Source organism: Streptomyces sp. NPDC056361 (assembly GCF_042262805.1).
GTDB lineage: Bacteria > Actinomycetota > Actinomycetes > Streptomycetales > Streptomycetaceae > Streptomyces.
This window is the reverse complement of the sequence record NZ_JBHJQI010000113.1, coordinates 1-16,157: the sequence shown is the minus strand read 5'-3', so window position 1 is coordinate 16,157 and position 16,157 is coordinate 1. Positions and strand designations below refer to the sequence as shown.

At 69.6% G+C, this 16,157-nt stretch carries 14 protein-coding genes and 1 pseudogene; 11 read left to right on the top strand and 4 right to left on the bottom strand.

The window, feature by feature from the left end; genetic code table 11:
- Positions 1 to 319 precede the first annotated feature (319 nt).
- The 7 genes from ACFCY7_RS29245 (at position 320) to ACFCY7_RS29215 (ending at position 8,605) form a co-directional block, all read left to right on the top strand.
- Positions 320 to 1,684, top strand: coding sequence for a ricin-type beta-trefoil lectin domain protein (locus tag ACFCY7_RS29245; protein WP_376489059.1), 1,365 nt, complete (start codon positions 320 to 322; stop codon positions 1,682 to 1,684).
- Positions 1,685 to 1,760: 76 nt separating this feature from the next.
- Positions 1,761 to 4,046, top strand: a complete 2,286-nt coding sequence (locus tag ACFCY7_RS29240; RefSeq protein WP_376489058.1) for an RICIN domain-containing protein — start codon at positions 1,761 to 1,763, stop codon at positions 4,044 to 4,046.
- 32 nt (positions 4,047 to 4,078) lie between these two features.
- On the top strand, positions 4,079 to 5,368 hold the full coding sequence (locus ACFCY7_RS29235) for a ThuA domain-containing protein (RefSeq protein WP_376489070.1): 1,290 nt from the start codon (positions 4,079 to 4,081) through the stop codon (positions 5,366 to 5,368).
- A gap of 357 nt (positions 5,369 to 5,725) precedes the next feature.
- Positions 5,726 to 6,583 carry an XRE family transcriptional regulator gene (locus ACFCY7_RS29230; RefSeq protein ID WP_376489057.1) on the top strand — a complete coding sequence of 286 codons (858 nt, stop codon included), beginning with the start codon at positions 5,726 to 5,728 and terminating at the stop codon, positions 6,581 to 6,583.
- A gap of 136 nt (positions 6,584 to 6,719) precedes the next feature.
- Complete coding sequence (locus tag ACFCY7_RS29225) at positions 6,720 to 7,100, top strand: FKBP-type peptidyl-prolyl cis-trans isomerase (protein ID WP_376489056.1); 381 nt, start codon at positions 6,720 to 6,722, stop codon at positions 7,098 to 7,100.
- A 255-nt stretch (positions 7,101 to 7,355) separates the two neighbouring features.
- Complete coding sequence (locus ACFCY7_RS29220; protein WP_376489055.1) at positions 7,356 to 7,709, top strand: hypothetical protein; 354 nt, start codon at positions 7,356 to 7,358, stop codon at positions 7,707 to 7,709.
- Positions 7,710 to 7,816: 107 nt separating this feature from the next.
- Positions 7,817 to 8,605: a hypothetical protein gene (locus ACFCY7_RS29215; protein ID WP_376489054.1), complete on the top strand. Its 789-nt coding sequence runs from the start codon at positions 7,817 to 7,819 to the stop codon at positions 8,603 to 8,605.
- Positions 8,606 to 8,648: 43 nt separating this feature from the next.
- Here the strand turns inward: ACFCY7_RS29215 and ACFCY7_RS29210 are convergent, their stop codons facing one another.
- Entirely contained in the window at positions 8,649 to 9,083 is a 435-nt protein-coding gene (locus ACFCY7_RS29210; protein WP_376489053.1) for a MarR family winged helix-turn-helix transcriptional regulator, read from the bottom strand.
- A gap of 118 nt (positions 9,084 to 9,201) precedes the next feature.
- On the opposite strand from ACFCY7_RS29210, the gene ACFCY7_RS29205 reads away from it, so the two are divergent.
- A complete protein-coding gene (locus ACFCY7_RS29205; RefSeq protein ID WP_376489052.1) occupies positions 9,202 to 10,329 on the top strand; it encodes an NADH:flavin oxidoreductase in 1,128 nt (375 codons plus the stop codon).
- A 63-nt stretch (positions 10,330 to 10,392) separates the two neighbouring features.
- Here the strand turns inward: ACFCY7_RS29205 and ACFCY7_RS29200 are convergent, their stop codons facing one another.
- A complete protein-coding gene (locus ACFCY7_RS29200; RefSeq protein ID WP_376489051.1) occupies positions 10,393 to 11,802 on the bottom strand; it encodes an SMI1/KNR4 family protein in 1,410 nt (469 codons plus the stop codon).
- A gap of 233 nt (positions 11,803 to 12,035) precedes the next feature.
- Positions 12,036 to 12,764, bottom strand: coding sequence for a DUF2238 domain-containing protein (locus ACFCY7_RS29195; protein WP_376489050.1), 729 nt, complete (start codon positions 12,762 to 12,764; stop codon positions 12,036 to 12,038).
- A 198-nt stretch (positions 12,765 to 12,962) separates the two neighbouring features.
- On the opposite strand from ACFCY7_RS29195, the gene ACFCY7_RS29190 reads away from it, so the two are divergent.
- Positions 12,963 to 13,601 carry a GNAT family N-acetyltransferase gene (locus ACFCY7_RS29190; RefSeq protein WP_376489049.1) on the top strand — a complete coding sequence of 213 codons (639 nt, stop codon included), beginning with the start codon at positions 12,963 to 12,965 and terminating at the stop codon, positions 13,599 to 13,601.
- Positions 13,602 to 13,689: 88 nt separating this feature from the next.
- On the opposite strand, the pseudogene ACFCY7_RS29185 reads toward ACFCY7_RS29190, so the two are convergent.
- Positions 13,690 to 14,591: pseudogene (locus tag ACFCY7_RS29185) on the bottom strand (hypothetical protein).
- Positions 14,592 to 14,725: 134 nt separating this feature from the next.
- On the opposite strand from ACFCY7_RS29185, the gene ACFCY7_RS29180 reads away from it, so the two are divergent.
- Both ACFCY7_RS29180 and ACFCY7_RS29175 read left to right on the top strand, forming a co-directional pair.
- Complete coding sequence (locus ACFCY7_RS29180; RefSeq protein ID WP_376489048.1) at positions 14,726 to 15,919, top strand: cytochrome P450; 1,194 nt, start codon at positions 14,726 to 14,728, stop codon at positions 15,917 to 15,919.
- Positions 15,916 to 16,137, top strand: coding sequence for a ferredoxin (locus ACFCY7_RS29175; protein WP_376489047.1), 222 nt, complete (start codon positions 15,916 to 15,918; stop codon positions 16,135 to 16,137). Before ACFCY7_RS29180 ends, ACFCY7_RS29175 begins: the two co-directional genes overlap by 4 nt.
- Positions 16,138 to 16,157 lie beyond the last annotated feature (20 nt).

Genomic DNA, 16,157 nt, shown 5'->3' with positions numbered 1-16,157 from the left:
CATGGACGATGCTCCTGGACGCAGGCCCAGGGAGGTCCTCCTACCTGAGGCCACCCCGACCGACGTTCGCGCACATTTGCCGTCAAGACTTCACCTCAGCAATCCGCATTTCCCAACTTCCCTACCAGCCTGTGGCGTTGTGTGTTCAAGGACTGAATGCTCGACGTCTTGACACGCCTGGTTCAGACCTTTACTTTCATCGCTCAGAAAGTGGGGTGCTGTTCACATCCGTGAACTCTTCTTGAATGCCACCCCATTGCTCAGCCCTCCTCCGGCGCTCCGTCTCTCCGACGAGCCGCCCCCACCCGAGAGGACTCCCATGCAACGAACCCGCGTGCCCGTCACCCTGGCGGCCCTCGCCCTCGCCGCCGGCGGTCTCACTGTGGCGACTGCCCCTGCTGAGGCCTCTGTCGGCCGGATCACCGGCATCGGCGGCAAGTGCGTCGACGCGGCCGGGGCGAACCCGGCCAATGGGACCGCTGTTCAGATCTACGACTGCAACGACACGGCGGCCCAGAGCTGGGACGTGGGCAGCGACGGAACCATCAGGGCGCTGGGCAAGTGCCTGGACGTGACGTCGGGCGGAACGGCCAGTGGCACGACCGTGCAGCTGTGGGAGTGCAATGGTTCCGCGGCGCAGCGGTGGACGGTGACGGCGGCGCGCGACATCGTCAATCCGCAGGCGGACAAGTGTCTGGATGCGACGGGCAACAGCTCGGCCAACGGGACCCGGCTGCAGATATGGACGTGTACCGGCGCGGCGAACCAGAAGTGGACGGCGCCGCCGGCCGGTGGGACGGGGCCGGCGCCTGGGGGCGCCATGGCTGTCGCTCCGTATCTCTACAACGGATGGGGCAGCCCGCCGAGCCCGACGACGGTGATGAGCGCGACCGGGGTCAAGTGGTTCACGCTCGCCTTCGTCCTCAGCAACGGATACTGCAACCCGCAGTGGGACGGCGGCCGTCCCTTGATCGGCGGCATCGACCAGCAGACGGTCAACACGGTCCGGGCGGCCGGCGGCGATGTGATCCCTTCGTTCGGCGGATGGAGTGGCAACAAGCTGGAGAGCTCGTGCTCCAGTGCCGGTGAGCTTGCAGCCGCGTACCAGAAGGTCATCAACGCGTACGGCCTGAAGGCGATCGACATCGACATCGAGGCCGCGGCGTACGACAGCCCCACCGTGCAGCAGCGCACGGTGGACGCCCTGAAGACCGTGAAGGCCGCGAACCCCGGCCTGAAGGTGTACGTCACGTTCGGCACCGGCCAGAACGGCCCTGACACCGGACTCGTCAACCGCGCCGCCGCGGCGGGTCTCACGGTCGACAGCTGGACCATCATGCCGTTCAACTTCGGCGGCAACGGACAGAACATGGGGACCCTCACCGTCCGTGCGGCGGAGGGGCTCAAGACCGCCGTGAAGAACGCGTACGGCTACAGCGACGACCAGGCCTACCGCCACACCGGTATCTCCTCGATGAACGGCGTCACCGACGTGGGCGAGACCATCACCCAGGCCGACTTCCGCACCATCCTCGCCTACGCGCAGCAGCGTCACCTCGCCCGTCTGACCTTCTGGTCCGTCAACCGCGACCGTCCGTGCTCGGGCGGCGGCGCCGACACCTGCTCCGGCATCGGGCAGCAGGCATGGGAGTTCACCCGGATCCTCGCGGCCTACAACGGCTGACCCGCGCGGCCGGCCTCGCCGTACCCGTTCGCACACCCGCGCCCGCGCACGTACCCGTACACGTCAAGGAGCCCGCATGTCCGCCCCTCCCACCATCCGCTCCGGGAGCGCCGTGCCTCCCCGTCCCGCCCGCGCCCGTTCGCGCCCCCGACGCCTGGGAGCGGTCCTCGTCGCGGGCGCCGCGGTGTCCTCGGCTCTCGTCGCCCTCTCCCCCGCGTCCTCCGCGGCGCCCTCGGCCGTCGCGGCGGCCTCGACTGTCACGGCGGCCGCGGCGGAGATCCCCACCGGGACGGTCACCGTCGTCAACTCCGGCAGCGGGAAGTGCCTCGATGCCCGCGCCGCCGCGACGGCCAACGGCACCGTCGTCCAGCAGTACGCGTGCAACGGCACCACCGCGCAGCAGTGGAGCGTGGCGCCGACGTCGGACGGGCACGTCAGGATCGGCAGCCGGAACGACACCGCCCAGGTCGTGGACGTCAGTGACGTCTCGACCGCCGACAACGCCCCCGTACACCTGTGGGCGTACGGCGGTGGGCTCAACCAGCAGTGGCGGGCCGTCGACGAGGGGGACGGAACCTTCCGTCTGGTCAACCGCAACAGCGGCAAGTGCCTCGACGTGCCCGCCGCGTCCACGGCCGACAGCGTGCAGCTCGTCCAGTACGCCTGCAACGGCACGGGCGCGCAGCGCTTCCGGATCGCGCCGGTCGGCACCGCGCCGGGCGACGTCGACCTGGGTCCGAACGTCGTCGTCCTCGACCCGTCGATGCCCTCGGCGACCGTCCAGGGCCGGCTGAACACCATCTTCCAGCGCCAGGAGACGAACCAGTTCGGCACGGAGCGGTACGCCGTCCTCTTCAAGCCGGGCACGTACAACAACGATGTCAACGTCGGCTTCTACACCCAGGTCGTCGGCCTCGGCGCGTCGCCCGACTCCGTGACGATCAACGGCGCCGTGCACGTGGAGGCCGACTGGTTCCCGCCGCAGAACGCGACGCAGAACTTCTGGCGCGGTGCCGAGAACCTCTCCGTCACCCCCACCGGCGGCACCGACCGCTGGGCCGTCTCGCAGGCCTCGGCGTACCGCCGGATGCATGTGCGCGGCAACCTGGAGCTGAGCGACGGCGGTTGGTCGAGCGGCGGGTTCATGGCCGACTCGAAGATCGACGGCCAGGTGCGGTCCGGCACCCAGCAGCAGTGGCTGACGCGGAACTCGCAGCTCGGTTCCTGGACCGGTTCGAACTGGAACATGGTCTTCGTCGGCAGCCAGGGCGTCCCCGGTACGAGCTTCCCGAACCCGCCGTACACGACGGTGGACCGCTCCCCCGTCGTGCGGGAGAAGCCGTACCTCACCGTGGACGCCACCGGCGCGTACAAGGTCGTCGTGCCCGCCCCGCGCACCGACTCGACCGGCGCGAGCTGGACGGCCGGCGGCACTCCCGCCGGGACGCAGCTCGGCATCGACCGGTTCTTCGTCGTGAAGCCGGGCGCGACGGCGGCCGGGATCAACGCCGCCCTCGCCGACGGCAAGGACCTGCTCGTCACCCCGGGGGTGTACCACCTCGACCAGACCCTGCGGGTGACCCGCCCGGACACCGTGATCCTCGGTCTCGGCCTCGCGACCTTCGTCCCCGACAACGGGATCACGGCGATGACCGTCGCCGACGTCGACGGCGTGAAGATCGCGGGTGTCCTCTTCGACGCCGGTACGGTCAACTCTCCGGCTCTGCTGGAGCTCGGCCCCGCCGGGTCGTCCGCCTCCCACGCGGCGAACCCGACCTCGCTCCACGACGTGTACTTCCGCGTCGGCGGCGCGGGCGTGGGCAAGGCCACCACCAGCCTGGTCGTCAACAGCGACCACGTCATCGGCGACCACCTCTGGGTCTGGCGCGCCGACCACGGTTCCGGGGTGGGCTGGACCGTGAACACCGCCGACACGGGCCTGATCGTCAACGGCGACGACGTCACCATGTACGGCCTGTTCGTCGAGCACTACCAGAAGCACCAGACGCTCTGGAACGGGAACCGGGGACGGACGTACTTCTACCAGAACGAGATGCCGTACGACCCGCCCAACCAGGCGTCCTGGATGAACGGCACCACCCAGGGCTACGCCGCCTACAAGGTCGCCGACTCGGTGACCAGCCACCAGGCGTACGGCCTCGGCAGCTACTGCTACTTCAACGTCAACCCCGGTGTCACCGCCGAGCACGCCATCGAGGCGCCCAACCGTCCCGACGTCCGCTTCCGGAACATGGTCACCGTCTCGCTCGGCGGCACCGGCACGATCCGCCACGTCGTCAACGACCGCGGCGGCCCGTCCAACTCCTCCACCAACGTCGCGAACCTGGTGAGCTACCCGTGAACCGACTCCTGCCCAGGCTCCTGCCCAGGCTCATGCCCCGACTCGCACCCGGGCTCCTTCCCCGGCTCGTGCCCCGACTTCTCGCTCTGATGGGCCTGGTCCTCGGACTCGGAGCCGGCGTACCCGCCCATGCCGCCCCGGCCGCACCGGACTTCCGCGTGATCGCGTTCTACAACGGCACCTGGGACGCGGCCCACATCGACTTCGTGAAGGAGGCCAACGACTGGTTCCCCAAGACCGCCGCGGCCCAGAACTTCTCCTACACGGCGACCACCGACTGGGACCTCCTCGCCAACGGCGGCGTGGACGCCTACGACGTCGTCCTCTTCCTCGACGACGCTCCCCAGAGCGCCGCCCAACGCGCCGGGTTCGAACGCTACATGCGGGCCGGCGGAGGCTGGCTCGGCTTCCACGTCTCGGCCTTCACCACGAACGCCTCCAGCTGGAACTGGTACTACAACCAGTTCCTGGGCAGCGGGAACTTCCGCTCCAACACCTGGGGGCCGACCACCGCCGTCGTCCGCACGGAGAACGGCTCCCACCCGGCCGCCGCCGGGCTTCCCGCGACATGGACCTCCGCCGTCAGCGAGTGGTACAGCTGGTCGAACAACCTGCGGTCCAACCCGTCGATCAAGGTGCTCGCCTCGGTCGACCCCTCCAGCTTCCCGCTGGGCACCGACCCCAACCAGTCCTGGTACAGCGGTGACTACCCGCTCGTCTGGACCAACACCCAGTACCGCATGCTGTACGCCAACTTCGGCCACAACGCCATGAACTACTCGACCAACACGCGGCTCTCCTCGACCTTCGCGAGCCCCACCCAGAACCGCCTCCTCCTCGACGGCCTCCGATGGCTCGCCGGCGTCGGCACCACCCCGCCCGCCCCGTTCCCCGGAGACTCCTGGTACACCCTCGCCGGCGAGTCCAACGACCTGTGCGTCGACGCCCGAGCAGCGGGCACGGCCAACGGCACCGCCGTCCAGCAGTACACCTGCAACGGCACCCAGGCCCAGCAGTTCCGCTTCACCGCCACCACCGACGGCTACAGCCGCATCGGCGTCCGCAACGCCCCTCAGCAGGTCCTCGACGTCACCGACCGATCGACGACCGACGGCGCGCCACTCCAACTGTGGGCCTACGGGGGCGGCACCAACCAGCAGTGGCTCCCCGTGAGCGAACCATCCGGCCGCTACCACCTCGTCGCCCGCCACAGCGGCAAGTGCCTCACCGCCGGCGGATCCGCCACAACCGGCGTCCAGCTCGTCCAGCGCACCTGCGACGGCTCCCCCGCACAGAGCTTCCGCCCGACCGCAACGCCCTGAACACCTGAACACCTGAACACCCGAAACGCCGTAACGGAGGCACGTACACACCGGCCCCCGTATCAGGTCCCAGCTCACGCCCCGAGGCGCGGAACCGGACTCTGATGCGGGGGCCGACCCGCGCGCCGATACGGACCGACTCCCAGGCCGCCGCGGGCAACGCTCCCAAGGCGCGGGTCGACTGCCCCCAGCCCCCTCACCACCACACCCCGGCGGCCCCGACATGGGGATCAGCTACTTCCGGCCTCCGGGGATGGGCCTTCACCACATGATCACGCTTTCCAGGGCGGAACGCACAGATGATGGGAGGCACTGTCTGACGCTGACAGCACGACACGAACGAGGGGTGAGTGCCGGATGGAGCAGTCCAGCAATGACCGAGGCCGTCTCAAAGCGATGCTTCAGACTCGGCGCGCCGCGATCGACCCGGTGACCATGGGGTTCCCCCAACGGATGCCCGGACCCGGCCGGCGGGCCACCGGGCTGAGCCAGGAGCAGATGGACGTGCTGCTCACGCGGACCCAGGGGACGTACAACCGGTTCGAGAACAGCCAGCTCGCCAGCCCCGGCACGGACCTTCTCACCGCGGTCGCCAGGACGCTGAGGCTGGATGAGCAGGAATGGGCATTCCTCTGGCGGATCACCCGCAGGGAGAATCCTCCCTACCCTCTGCACAGCAGCTCAGGCATGGCGATAGCGGGAGTGTGGCAGCGGGTCATCGACCAGGTCGACGGCACCTTGGCATACATCAGTGATGTCGAATTCAACGTCATCGCCAGCAACGAGGACTTCCGTCGGCTCTTTCCACGCGGGCAGGGCCCAGCCAACATCATGCGATGGATGCTTCTGGATCCAGAGGCCCGCTCCGATGTCCTGGTGGACTGGGAGACGCGATGGCTTCCGGTCATGATGCCCACGCTGAAGCACAGCGTGGAACTGCGCCCTGACAACGGCGGGCTCACCCGTCTCGAACACGACGTCCTCGACGATCCCGTCGCCGGACCGCTCTACCGTGACCACGCCTCCGCCCCCACCCCCTTCTACGACGGCTCCGAGCTCCCCTTGCGCCACGCCGTCCACGGGCCCGGCTGGCTCACGACGTGCCTCGCCCAACCCGTCACCGCACCCGGCGCCCTCATCAACTTCAGCATCTACATGCCCGGAGACTCGCTGACCCGCCGCTACCCCGCGCTCACTCAGTCACTCATCAGCTGACCACGGGCCAGGGTGCCAGGGGATCAGAGGATCAGCATTTCCCCGGCGGCATGATGATCTACTACGTGGAGTCACCACGACCATGCGCTCGGCGGGTCCACACGAGGACTTCCGGCGGAGAGTAGACGAGGCTGCAATGAGCGAACCGACGAAGCCCGAGATCGTCGTTCCCGAGGGCGACGCTCCCACCGAGCTGACATTCCGCGACCTCGTCGTCGGGGACGGTCTTGAGGCAAAGCCGGGCAGGGTCGTCCAGGTTCACTACGTCGGCGTCACCTTCGAGTCCGGAAAGGAGTTCGACGCTTCCTGGGACCGGGGCCAACCGTTCAAGTTCGCCATCGGCGGCGGACGGGTCATCAAGGGCTGGGACCGCGGGGTGAGGGGAATGAAGGTCGGCGGTCGGCGCGAGATCATCATTCCCCCGCGCCTCGGCTACGGCAACCAGTCGCCCTCCTCCTTGATCCCGGCGGGGTCGACCCTCGTCTTCGTGGTGGACCTGCTCTCCGTCGCCGTCTGAGCCCGCTGCTCCCCGGCCTCTCCGCAGCCCGCTCCGGTACGCGACCGCCCTGTGGCGTTGGCTCCGCTCGCGGCGCAAGGCCGGGCACATCCTGGCCTTCGTCGGGATCGCAGCCGCGCTCTTCTGCTGCCGCACGCAGGTCAGGGAACTGCCCAGGTGCGGAAACTCCCTGGATGCCGAGTTCACCGGGCCGGTAACGTCCGGTCTCCGACCCCGTCGGCGCAGCCGCCCACACGCACGGAGAGAGTTCCACGCATGACCAGCCAGCGAGCAACCACGACCCTGTGGCGCCCCACCGGCCCCAAGGAGCTGGAGTTGGTGCGGGAGCTCGATTGGCGCGCCTGGCCGCCCCGGCTGCCCGAGCAGCCGATCTTCTACCCGGTCCTCAACGAGGACTACGCGATCAGGATCGCGCGGGACTGGAACGTGAAGCACGACGGCGCCGGCTTCGTCACCCGCTTCGAGGTCGAGTCGGACTTCTTGTGCCGGTATCCCGTGCAGCAGGCGGGCGGGCAGACGATCCTCGAGCTGTGGGTTCCGGCCGAGGAGCTCGACGACTTCAACGCTCACCTCGTCGGCGAGATCCAGGTGGTCCACGAGTTCCGCTGAGGCGCGGGCCAAGGCGCCGTCGGGCCGGGGCGCCGGCACCATCCAGAGAGCTGGCCTCCGAGCGGGATCCCGGGGCGTTGTCAGTGGAGTGCGCTTTCCTGTCCTTCATGGAGTTCACGCATTCGATGCTCAACGACCTGCTGGCCCGACTGGCCGAACCGAACGGCGTTCTGTACCTGTCATGGGATGTCGACCCGCAGGCGCTCGTCGAGAGACTGGCCGACCGTCATGGGGTGCCACGGGCGCTGGTCCGGGACGGGCTCACGGAGCCGACCGTGGACGAGGCTCGTGGCGGGGGTCTCCTCACCGTCCTCGAAGGCCGGGGCGAGACGGTGGTGGCGTGGGCCTACGGAGGGCAGTGGATCGGCGCCGGGACCGCAGAGGACGCGCAGGGGGACGTGCTCCCGGTGCTGGCGACCGTGCCGCGGCGGGTGCAGAAGCCGGCTGCATGGGTGAGCGGCCGGGACGAAGACTGGGTTGAGCGGCTGATCGGCATCACCGGCCAAACCCTGCCGCCGCGACGCCCGGGCATCGACTGGGGAGGGGTCGAGGCGCGCGTGGGCATGCGGCTTCCCGGCGACTACAAGCGGATGGTGGAAACGTTCGGGAGAGGATCGTTCGACGGTTATCTCGACCTGAACCAGGAACCGTGGACCGACCTCAGGGAAGACGGCCTGCTCATATGGGCGGGGACCGAGCACGAGAACCTGTACTGCTGGCAGATCGACGAGGGGGACCCCGACCGCTGGTCCGTCGCGGTGCAGACGTTCGACGGCGAGCTCGTCCCCTTCGGCTGCTCGACGGCGGAGTTCGTCTGTCGCATCCTCCTGGAGGCCGACCACCCGTTCACCATGGCCCGCTACTTCGACACCCACTGGTTCATGAACTCGACGTGACCAGGTGACCAGGTGATGCCGGGTCCGCTGGGGGGGGCAAGGCTCAGGTCGGGGGCGCGGGGGCGAAGACTCGTTCCAGAAGGGTCTGCAGGGAGTGCCGGTCCTGGGCGTCGAGTCGGTCGAGGCCCTCGTGCGTGGTGTGCATCTTCGCGCGGATGGAGTCGGTGACGCGCTCGCCCTCGGGGGTGAGGATGACGTTCTTGACGCGCCGGTCGGAGGGATCGGCCTCGCGGCGGACGAGGCCGCGCTTCTCCAGCCGGTCGATGATCCCGGTCATGTTGGAGGCGTCGCAGGTCATGGTCTCGGCCAGGGCGCGCATGGCGGCGGGTCCGCGGCGGAGCACGGTGAGGGCCTTGCCTTGGCTCGCCGTGAGGTTCTCGCTCGCGGCCGCGACGGTGAAGTCACCGTAGTAGACGCCGAGCGACACGGAGAGCAGCTCCATGAGCTGGGCCGTGTCGACGCGGGGAGCTTCTGTCATGAGGGTCACTCTACCCGGAGATACTTGACTACCTCAAGTAACGACCTCTACCGTCGTCTCGTTACATGAAGTTCTCAAGCATCAAGGTTGTCAAGTAGTAGCCATGAGGAGCGTCCCTGTGACCGTCACCGCGTCCCCCACCTCCCGCGCGGCCGAGATCCTGTCCCGGCCCGTCGCGCTGAACGGCCTGACCGTCCCGAACCGCATCGTCATGGCACCCATGACGCGCATGTTCTCCCCCGGCGGCATCCCCGGCGAGGACGTGCGGTCGTACTACGCCCGCCGTGCCGCCGCCGGCGTGGGCCTGATCGTCACCGAGGGGACGTACGTCGGCCACGACTCGGCCGGGCAGAGCGACCGCGTGCCGCGGTTCCACGGCGAGGAGCAGCTCGCGGGATGGGCGAAGGTCGCCGAGGACGTGCACGCGGCGGGCGGCACGATCGTGCCGCAGCTGTGGCACATCGGCATGGTGCGCAAGCAGGGCCAGGCGCCGTACGCGGACGCCCCGGCCATGGGCCCCTCCGGCATCCGCCCCGACGGCACCGAGGGCACGGGCAAGGCGATGACGCAGGGCGACCTGGACGACGTCATCGGCGCCTTCGCCGAGGCCGCCGCGGCCGCCGAGCGCATCGGCTTCGACGGCGTCGAGCTGCACGGCGCCCACGGCTACCTCCTCGACCAGTTCCTGTGGGCCGGGACGAACCGCCGTACCGACGCCTACGGCGGCGACCCCGTGGCCCGCACGAAGTTCGCGGCCGAGATCGTGGCCGCGGTCCGCGCGACCGTGTCGGCCGACTTCCCGGTGATCTTCCGCTACTCGCAGTGGAAGCAGGACGCGTACGACGCGCGGCTCGCCGAGACGCCCGAGGAGCTGGAGGCGATCCTCACGCCGCTCGCCGCCGCCGGCGTCGACGTCTTCCACGCCTCCACCCGCCGCCACTGGATATCCGAGTTCGAAGGCTCGGACCTGAACCTGGCGGGCTGGACCAAGAAGCTCACGGGCAAGCCCACCATCACCGTCGGCTCGGTCGGCCTCGACGGCGACTTCATCCACGCCTTCGCGGGCAAGGGCGCCCCGGTTCAGGGCATCGACGAGCTCCTCGACCGCCTGGAGCGCGACGAGTTCGACATGGTCGCCGTCGGCCGCGCGCTGCTCCAGGACCCGGAATGGGCGGCGAAGGTCCTCGCGGGGCGGACCGACGAGCTGAAGCCGTACGACGCGGCCGCGGTGCAGACGCTGAGCTAGGGCCGGACTCCCGTGACGGTTCGCCGGCCGAGTCGGCGAACCGTTGCGCGTCGACCTCGCCGGCTACGCCAGAGGAGCGAGGGCCCCTTCGATCACCGTCTGGATGATCTGAGGCCGGTCCCAGAGCGCCAGGATCTCGTTCGCCATGGCCACGATGGGCAAAGGGTCGTGGTCGCGCGGTGCATCGATGGCTGCGGCCGACAGGCTGCGCGGTACGGCTCCGGCGTCCAGGAGGCGGCGCCAGTCTTCCGGGCCGAGTTCCAGGAACTCAAGACCGGTGAGCTCGGCGATCTCCAGGGGGTCGGCCAGGGTGCCGGGGTAGGCGGTGAGGGTACGCAGACGAGGCAGCCCGGTGACGGGGGCGAGGCTGAAGGGCTCACCGTCCCACCTGCCGATGGACAGGACCTCCAAGCCGGGGTGGGCCGCGGCCTGGACGCTCTTCAGGCTCACGGCGTTGACGCGGGCCACGGCGGACGGCTGATCGGCATCCGGCCTGCCGGGCTGATCCGTGCCGAGCCGGCCCAGAACCAGGTCGGTGAGGGAGTCGGCGACGAGTCGGGCGCCGGCGTTCTCCTCGTGGGAGAGCATGATGATCTGTCCCCTGTGCCCACGGGGGCCGGGTGTCAGGTCGACGGCCAGGCGGTCTCCGCCGCCGTTGTCGCCGAAGGCGATCCAGCCGGGCGAGCCGACGAGACCCTGCACCATGGAATCGGGCGGGGTGTCGACCGCCTCCATCGCCGCGAACTCCCAGCGGCAGGGGCGGGACGACGCGTCGGCGACGTACAGGCCGTCGAGGTCGAAGAGTTCGCAGCCGACGGCCTCGCACTCGCGTTCCGCCGCTTCGTAGTCGTCGACCCGGTCTTCCCACCGGGCTCGTGTCACCCGGTAGAGCGTCTTGAGCTCGTCGGGGAGGGCGATGCCGAGGCGCGCTTCGGCGGCGGCGATCTCCTCCTCCGTCGCGCCGATGGCGTCCGGCAAGCGCTCGCGCAGCGTCCGCTCCAGCAGTTCCACGTCCACCGAAGCGGCAGGCACCGCCTCGGGGGCCGGCTCGGGCAGACGGCGCCACGGTTCGGGGAGGGCGCCGTCGACGAAGAGGAGCTCCCCCGGGTGCGGGGTGCCGAGGCCGGGTTGCACGGCGGGGCTGGGGCCCATCAAGCGCAGCACGGTCTTCCCGTTCGGTTGGATCGTCGCCGAGAACGAGACGTCGTCGACTCCGGCATCCGCGAGCGCACCCTGCACCCGCTCCACCGCGTCGAACTCCTCCTGCATGTCCTCCACCTGAGCGGCCCGGCCGGGCGGCGGCATCCTTCGCTTCAGAGCCAGACTCCAACCGCCCCGACCGATTCGTCCCACCACCCGGACGGGCCCGTCGGCGTGCCTCTGCCGTTGTTCGGCCAGCAGGAGCCGCAGCACCGGCCCCCAGGTCGCGAAGTCGTCTATCGCTGCCGCGGGGGTCTCCTGATGATCAACCATGCGCAGACCGTACGCGCCGCCGCTGACACCGGGTGGCGGCGGACCCCACGCACCTGACGGACCCCACGCACCCGGCAGGCCTCACACACCCGGCGGACCCCACACACCCGGCAGGCCTCACACACCCGGCGGACCCCACACACCCGGCAGGCCTCACACACCCGGCGGACCCCACACATTCAGGGACCGGCACCCGACGCACAACCCGGCCTCGCGCCCGGCCCTGCGCCTCCTCAGCCGCGGATCCAACGCGTGAGAGCCCGGTCGTGGAGGCGGCTGAGAAGGAGCAGGGAGGACACGGCGCCGATCAGGGCGCAGAACATGTCCCACTGGGTGTCCCACACGTCGCCTTGGGTGGCGAGGAAGGCATCCGCGGCCTGACCTCCCGTCACAGCCGCCAGCCACTCCAGCATCTCGAAGACGGCGCTGAAGGCGAGGCACGCACAGACGGTCAGCGGGGCGAGCCAGCGGCTGCCGCGCAGCGGCGAGGTGCGGACGAGGAGTTCCCGCACCAGGATCGCCGGGACGAAGCCCTGCATCAGGTGGCCGAACCGGTCGTACGGGTTGCGCTCCAGACCCCACCAGTCACGCACCCAGTCGCCGGCCGGCACCTCCGCGTACGTGTAGTGCCCACCCACGATGAGGACCAGCGCGTGCACGGCCAACATGCCGCACAGCAGACCACTCAGCGGGAACCGCTTACGCAGCAGGACCACCAACGGCAGTCCCAGCATCACCCACACCGTCTCCAGCAGCCAGGTGGTCGGGTCGGCCGCGCCGATCGCCGACACCGCGAGCGCCACGACGACGGCGAGCGCGAGAACGGCGGGCAGTCGGCGACCGGTGGCGGACTGCGCGAACCCGGGGGGCATCGACTGCGTGAACCCGGGTGTCGGCCGCATGAACCCGGAACTCGGCTGCGCGTCCGACAAGGGAGTGACGGTCGGGCGGGTGGCGGACATCGCTGGCTCCTCGTGTCTGGGGGTGTGCCCTGATCCTCGGGCCCGCGCGAAGTCCCAGCATGAGTGCGCGTACTCAATCGCCGTACGCAGGTACCTGGTCGGGGCGCGGACGATACTGACCGGCGAACCGAAGCTCCCCTCCCCCGGCCGCGAAAAAGGCCGTGCGGGAGCGCTCCCAGTGTGGGATCGTCCCCGTCCATGCAGACAGAACCGTTCGTCCGCCGCTACCGCAGCTCCGACCGTGTCGAGCTCGCCGAGATCTGCGTGAAGACGGCCCACGAAGGCAAGGACTCCTCCGCGATCTACCCCGATCCGGAACTCATGCCGACGATCTTCGCCTACCCGTACGTGGAGATGGAGCCGGGCTTCGCCTTCGTTCTGGACGACGGGGCCGGCCGCGCCGTCGGCTACGTCCTCGGCGCGCCCGACACCGCCGGCTTCGCGAAGCGGTTCCGCACCGAGTGGCTGCCCCTGGTCGCGCAGCGCTTCCCGGCACCCGACGCGGCCTCCGACGACGCGGCCGACGTGATGGCGGGGCTCCTTCACGCTCCCGAACGCATGGTCCTCGACGAGCTCACCGCGTACCCCGCGCACCTCCACATCGACCTGCTGCCCGGGTGGCAAGGCCGCGGATACGGCCGCGCCCTGATGAACACCCTGCTCACGGCGCTGCACGAACACGGCGTCCCCGCCGTGCACCTGTGCATGGTCCGTGCGAACACCGCGGCCCGCGCGTTCTACGACCGGCTGGACTTCCAGCCCCTGGCCGTGCCCGACCCTGGCCCCGTCTGGTACTTGGGCCGACCGACGGCCACCGACGGGCCATCCGTCCTCTGAAGGCGCCTCGCTGGTCGGTGCGCCCGCCGGTCGGCAGTCGGCAGTCGGCAGGACGCGATTCCACGAGGCGATCCAGGAAAGGCCCCTGCTAACGGGAGCCCAGCCGGAACCTCAGCCGGCACACCACTGCGTCCATGTCCCGTCGTACGGCGTGGGCGACGACCACGCCCCGCTGGTTCTGCAGCAGTCGCTGCCACAAGTGCTCGGGCTCCGCTTCGGGTACGAGGACGGTGGCCCGCGTGGTGGGCCTGGTGTCGCGCAGTGCGCGTACGTACGAGGTGATGGGCCGGCCGAGCGAGCACTCGCGGTGCGGAGGCTCGGGGATCCGGCCGATGCCCAGGCGCTCGCCAATCCTGCCGTACGCGCGGTGCACGGCCTCGAAGACGAGGAGCGCCGCCGAAACCACGGCCAGCCCCACCACACCGTTCCGGTGCACCTGGCGGTCGGCCTTGAGGCGAAGACGTGCGGGACGCAGTTGTCCCGGGCCGGCAGCTTCAGCAGGACGGGCAGGCCGCCGAACGAGGTGTTCGCAGACAGGGCCAGAAGGACCACGGTGGCGAACTGGACGACGTAGAAAGCCGCGTTGAGGCCTCGGTCGAGACAGGGGAGTCACGGAACAGGCCGACGACCATCAGGACCGGAATCGCGCCGACGAAGACGGCCGTGGGGACGATGAACGCGCGGGCCGAGTCGACGATCCCGCGCAGGTCGACGGCCGTGATGAGCACGGGGACGGCCAGGCAGATCCACAGCCGGTCGCCGTAGAGCCCCGGGAAGGCCGAGGTGAGGGCTGGGGACGATCGCCTCGGGTCCGTACGCCACGGAGGCCATCGCGTCCAACGAGAGCGCGGCGAGTCCGGTGACGGCGGTCGGCTTGTGCCGCGCACCGCTGTCGGGCCGGCCTACCTCTGAGGACCGCAAGGCGGAGGCCGGGCCTGCCTCGTCGCGAGTATTGCCTTTGCCCTCATTCGTTGCAACGTACCGTTGCATTCAACGCCAGTGTCATTGCATCAATTCCTCTTCATCCACCTGCAGAAACATGCAGATTGGATTGACGTCACAGTGAACGCAACGTAGCTTTCAGTCAGCTTCGAACACGTCATATCGCGAGATGAGGACGAGCCATGACCGCATCCCCCCACACCGTCACGACGCTGCCGACGGAGCGTCAGGCCGGCTGCCCCTTCGACCCTCCGGCCGAGCTGATCGACGCCCGTCGGCACGGCCCCCTCAGCCGCTACACGCACCCCGGCGGAAAGCCCGGCTGGCTGATCACCGGGTACGACATGGTGCGAGCGGTGCTGGCCGACCCACGGTTCAGCTCGCGCAAGGACCTCATGAACGTCGTCGACTTCCAGCTCCCTCCGGCGCCGCCCGGCGAGTTCCTCCTCATGGACGAGCCGGAGCACAGCCGCTACCGCAAGCCCCTGGTCGGCAAGTTCACCGTGCGACGGATGCGGATGCTCACCGAGAGGATCGAGCAGATCACCGCCGACTGCCTCGACGCCATGGAGGCGGCCGGGCCGACGGCGGACCTGGTGACCGCGTTCGCCAAGCCCATCCCCACCATCGTGATCTGCGAGATCCTGGGCGTGCCCTACGAGGACCGGGCGTCCTTCCAGGAGCAGATCGACGCGTTCATGGGCGGCGAGGTCAGCGACGAGGAGCTGATCGCGGCGTACACCGCGACGCAGGAGTACCTCGCACGACTGGTGGCCGCCAAGCGCGCCCACCCCACCGACGACGTCCTCAGCGAACTCACCGACAGCGATCTGACCGACGAGGAACTGAAGGGCATCAGCCTCATCCTCCTGGCCGCCGGGTTCGACACCACGGCGAACATGCTGTCCCTCGGCACCTTCGCGCTGCTGCAGAACCCGGAGCAACTCGCCGCGCTGCGCGCCGATCCCGCGCTCACCGACGGGGCCGTGGAGGAACTCCTGCGCTATCTGAGCGTCGCCAAGACGTTCCACCGCACGGCACTGGAAGACGTCGAGCTGGACGGCCAGACGATCAAGGCCGGCACGACCGTCCTCCTCTCCTACAACACCGCCAACCGCGACCCCGACCGCTTCACCGACCCCCACGCACTCGACCTCCACCGCCAGGCCACCGGCCACCTGGCCTTCAGCCACGGCATCCACCAGTGCCTGGGGCAGCAACTCGCCCGCGTCGAAATGCGCGTCGCCTTCCGCGCGCTGGTCGACCGCTTCCCCACACTCCGCCTCGCCGTACCGGCGGCCGAGGTCGTCCTACGCCCCGAGACCGCGGACATCTTCGGCGTGAAGAGCCTCCCGGTCACCTGGGACGCGAAGTGACCGCCCCCCACCTGACCGTCGACCGCGAACGCTGTATCGGCGCCGGCATGTGCGCCATGACCGCCCCCGACGTCTTCGACCAGGACCCCGACGACGGCCTCGTACTCCTCCTCCACACCGAACCACCCGCCGCCCACCACGCGGCCGCACGCATGGCCACCGGCGTCTGCCCCTCCGGGGCGATCACCTTCCACGGAACGGCAACAGGCAGCTCCTAGCCGTCCGGCGCCGAAACGGG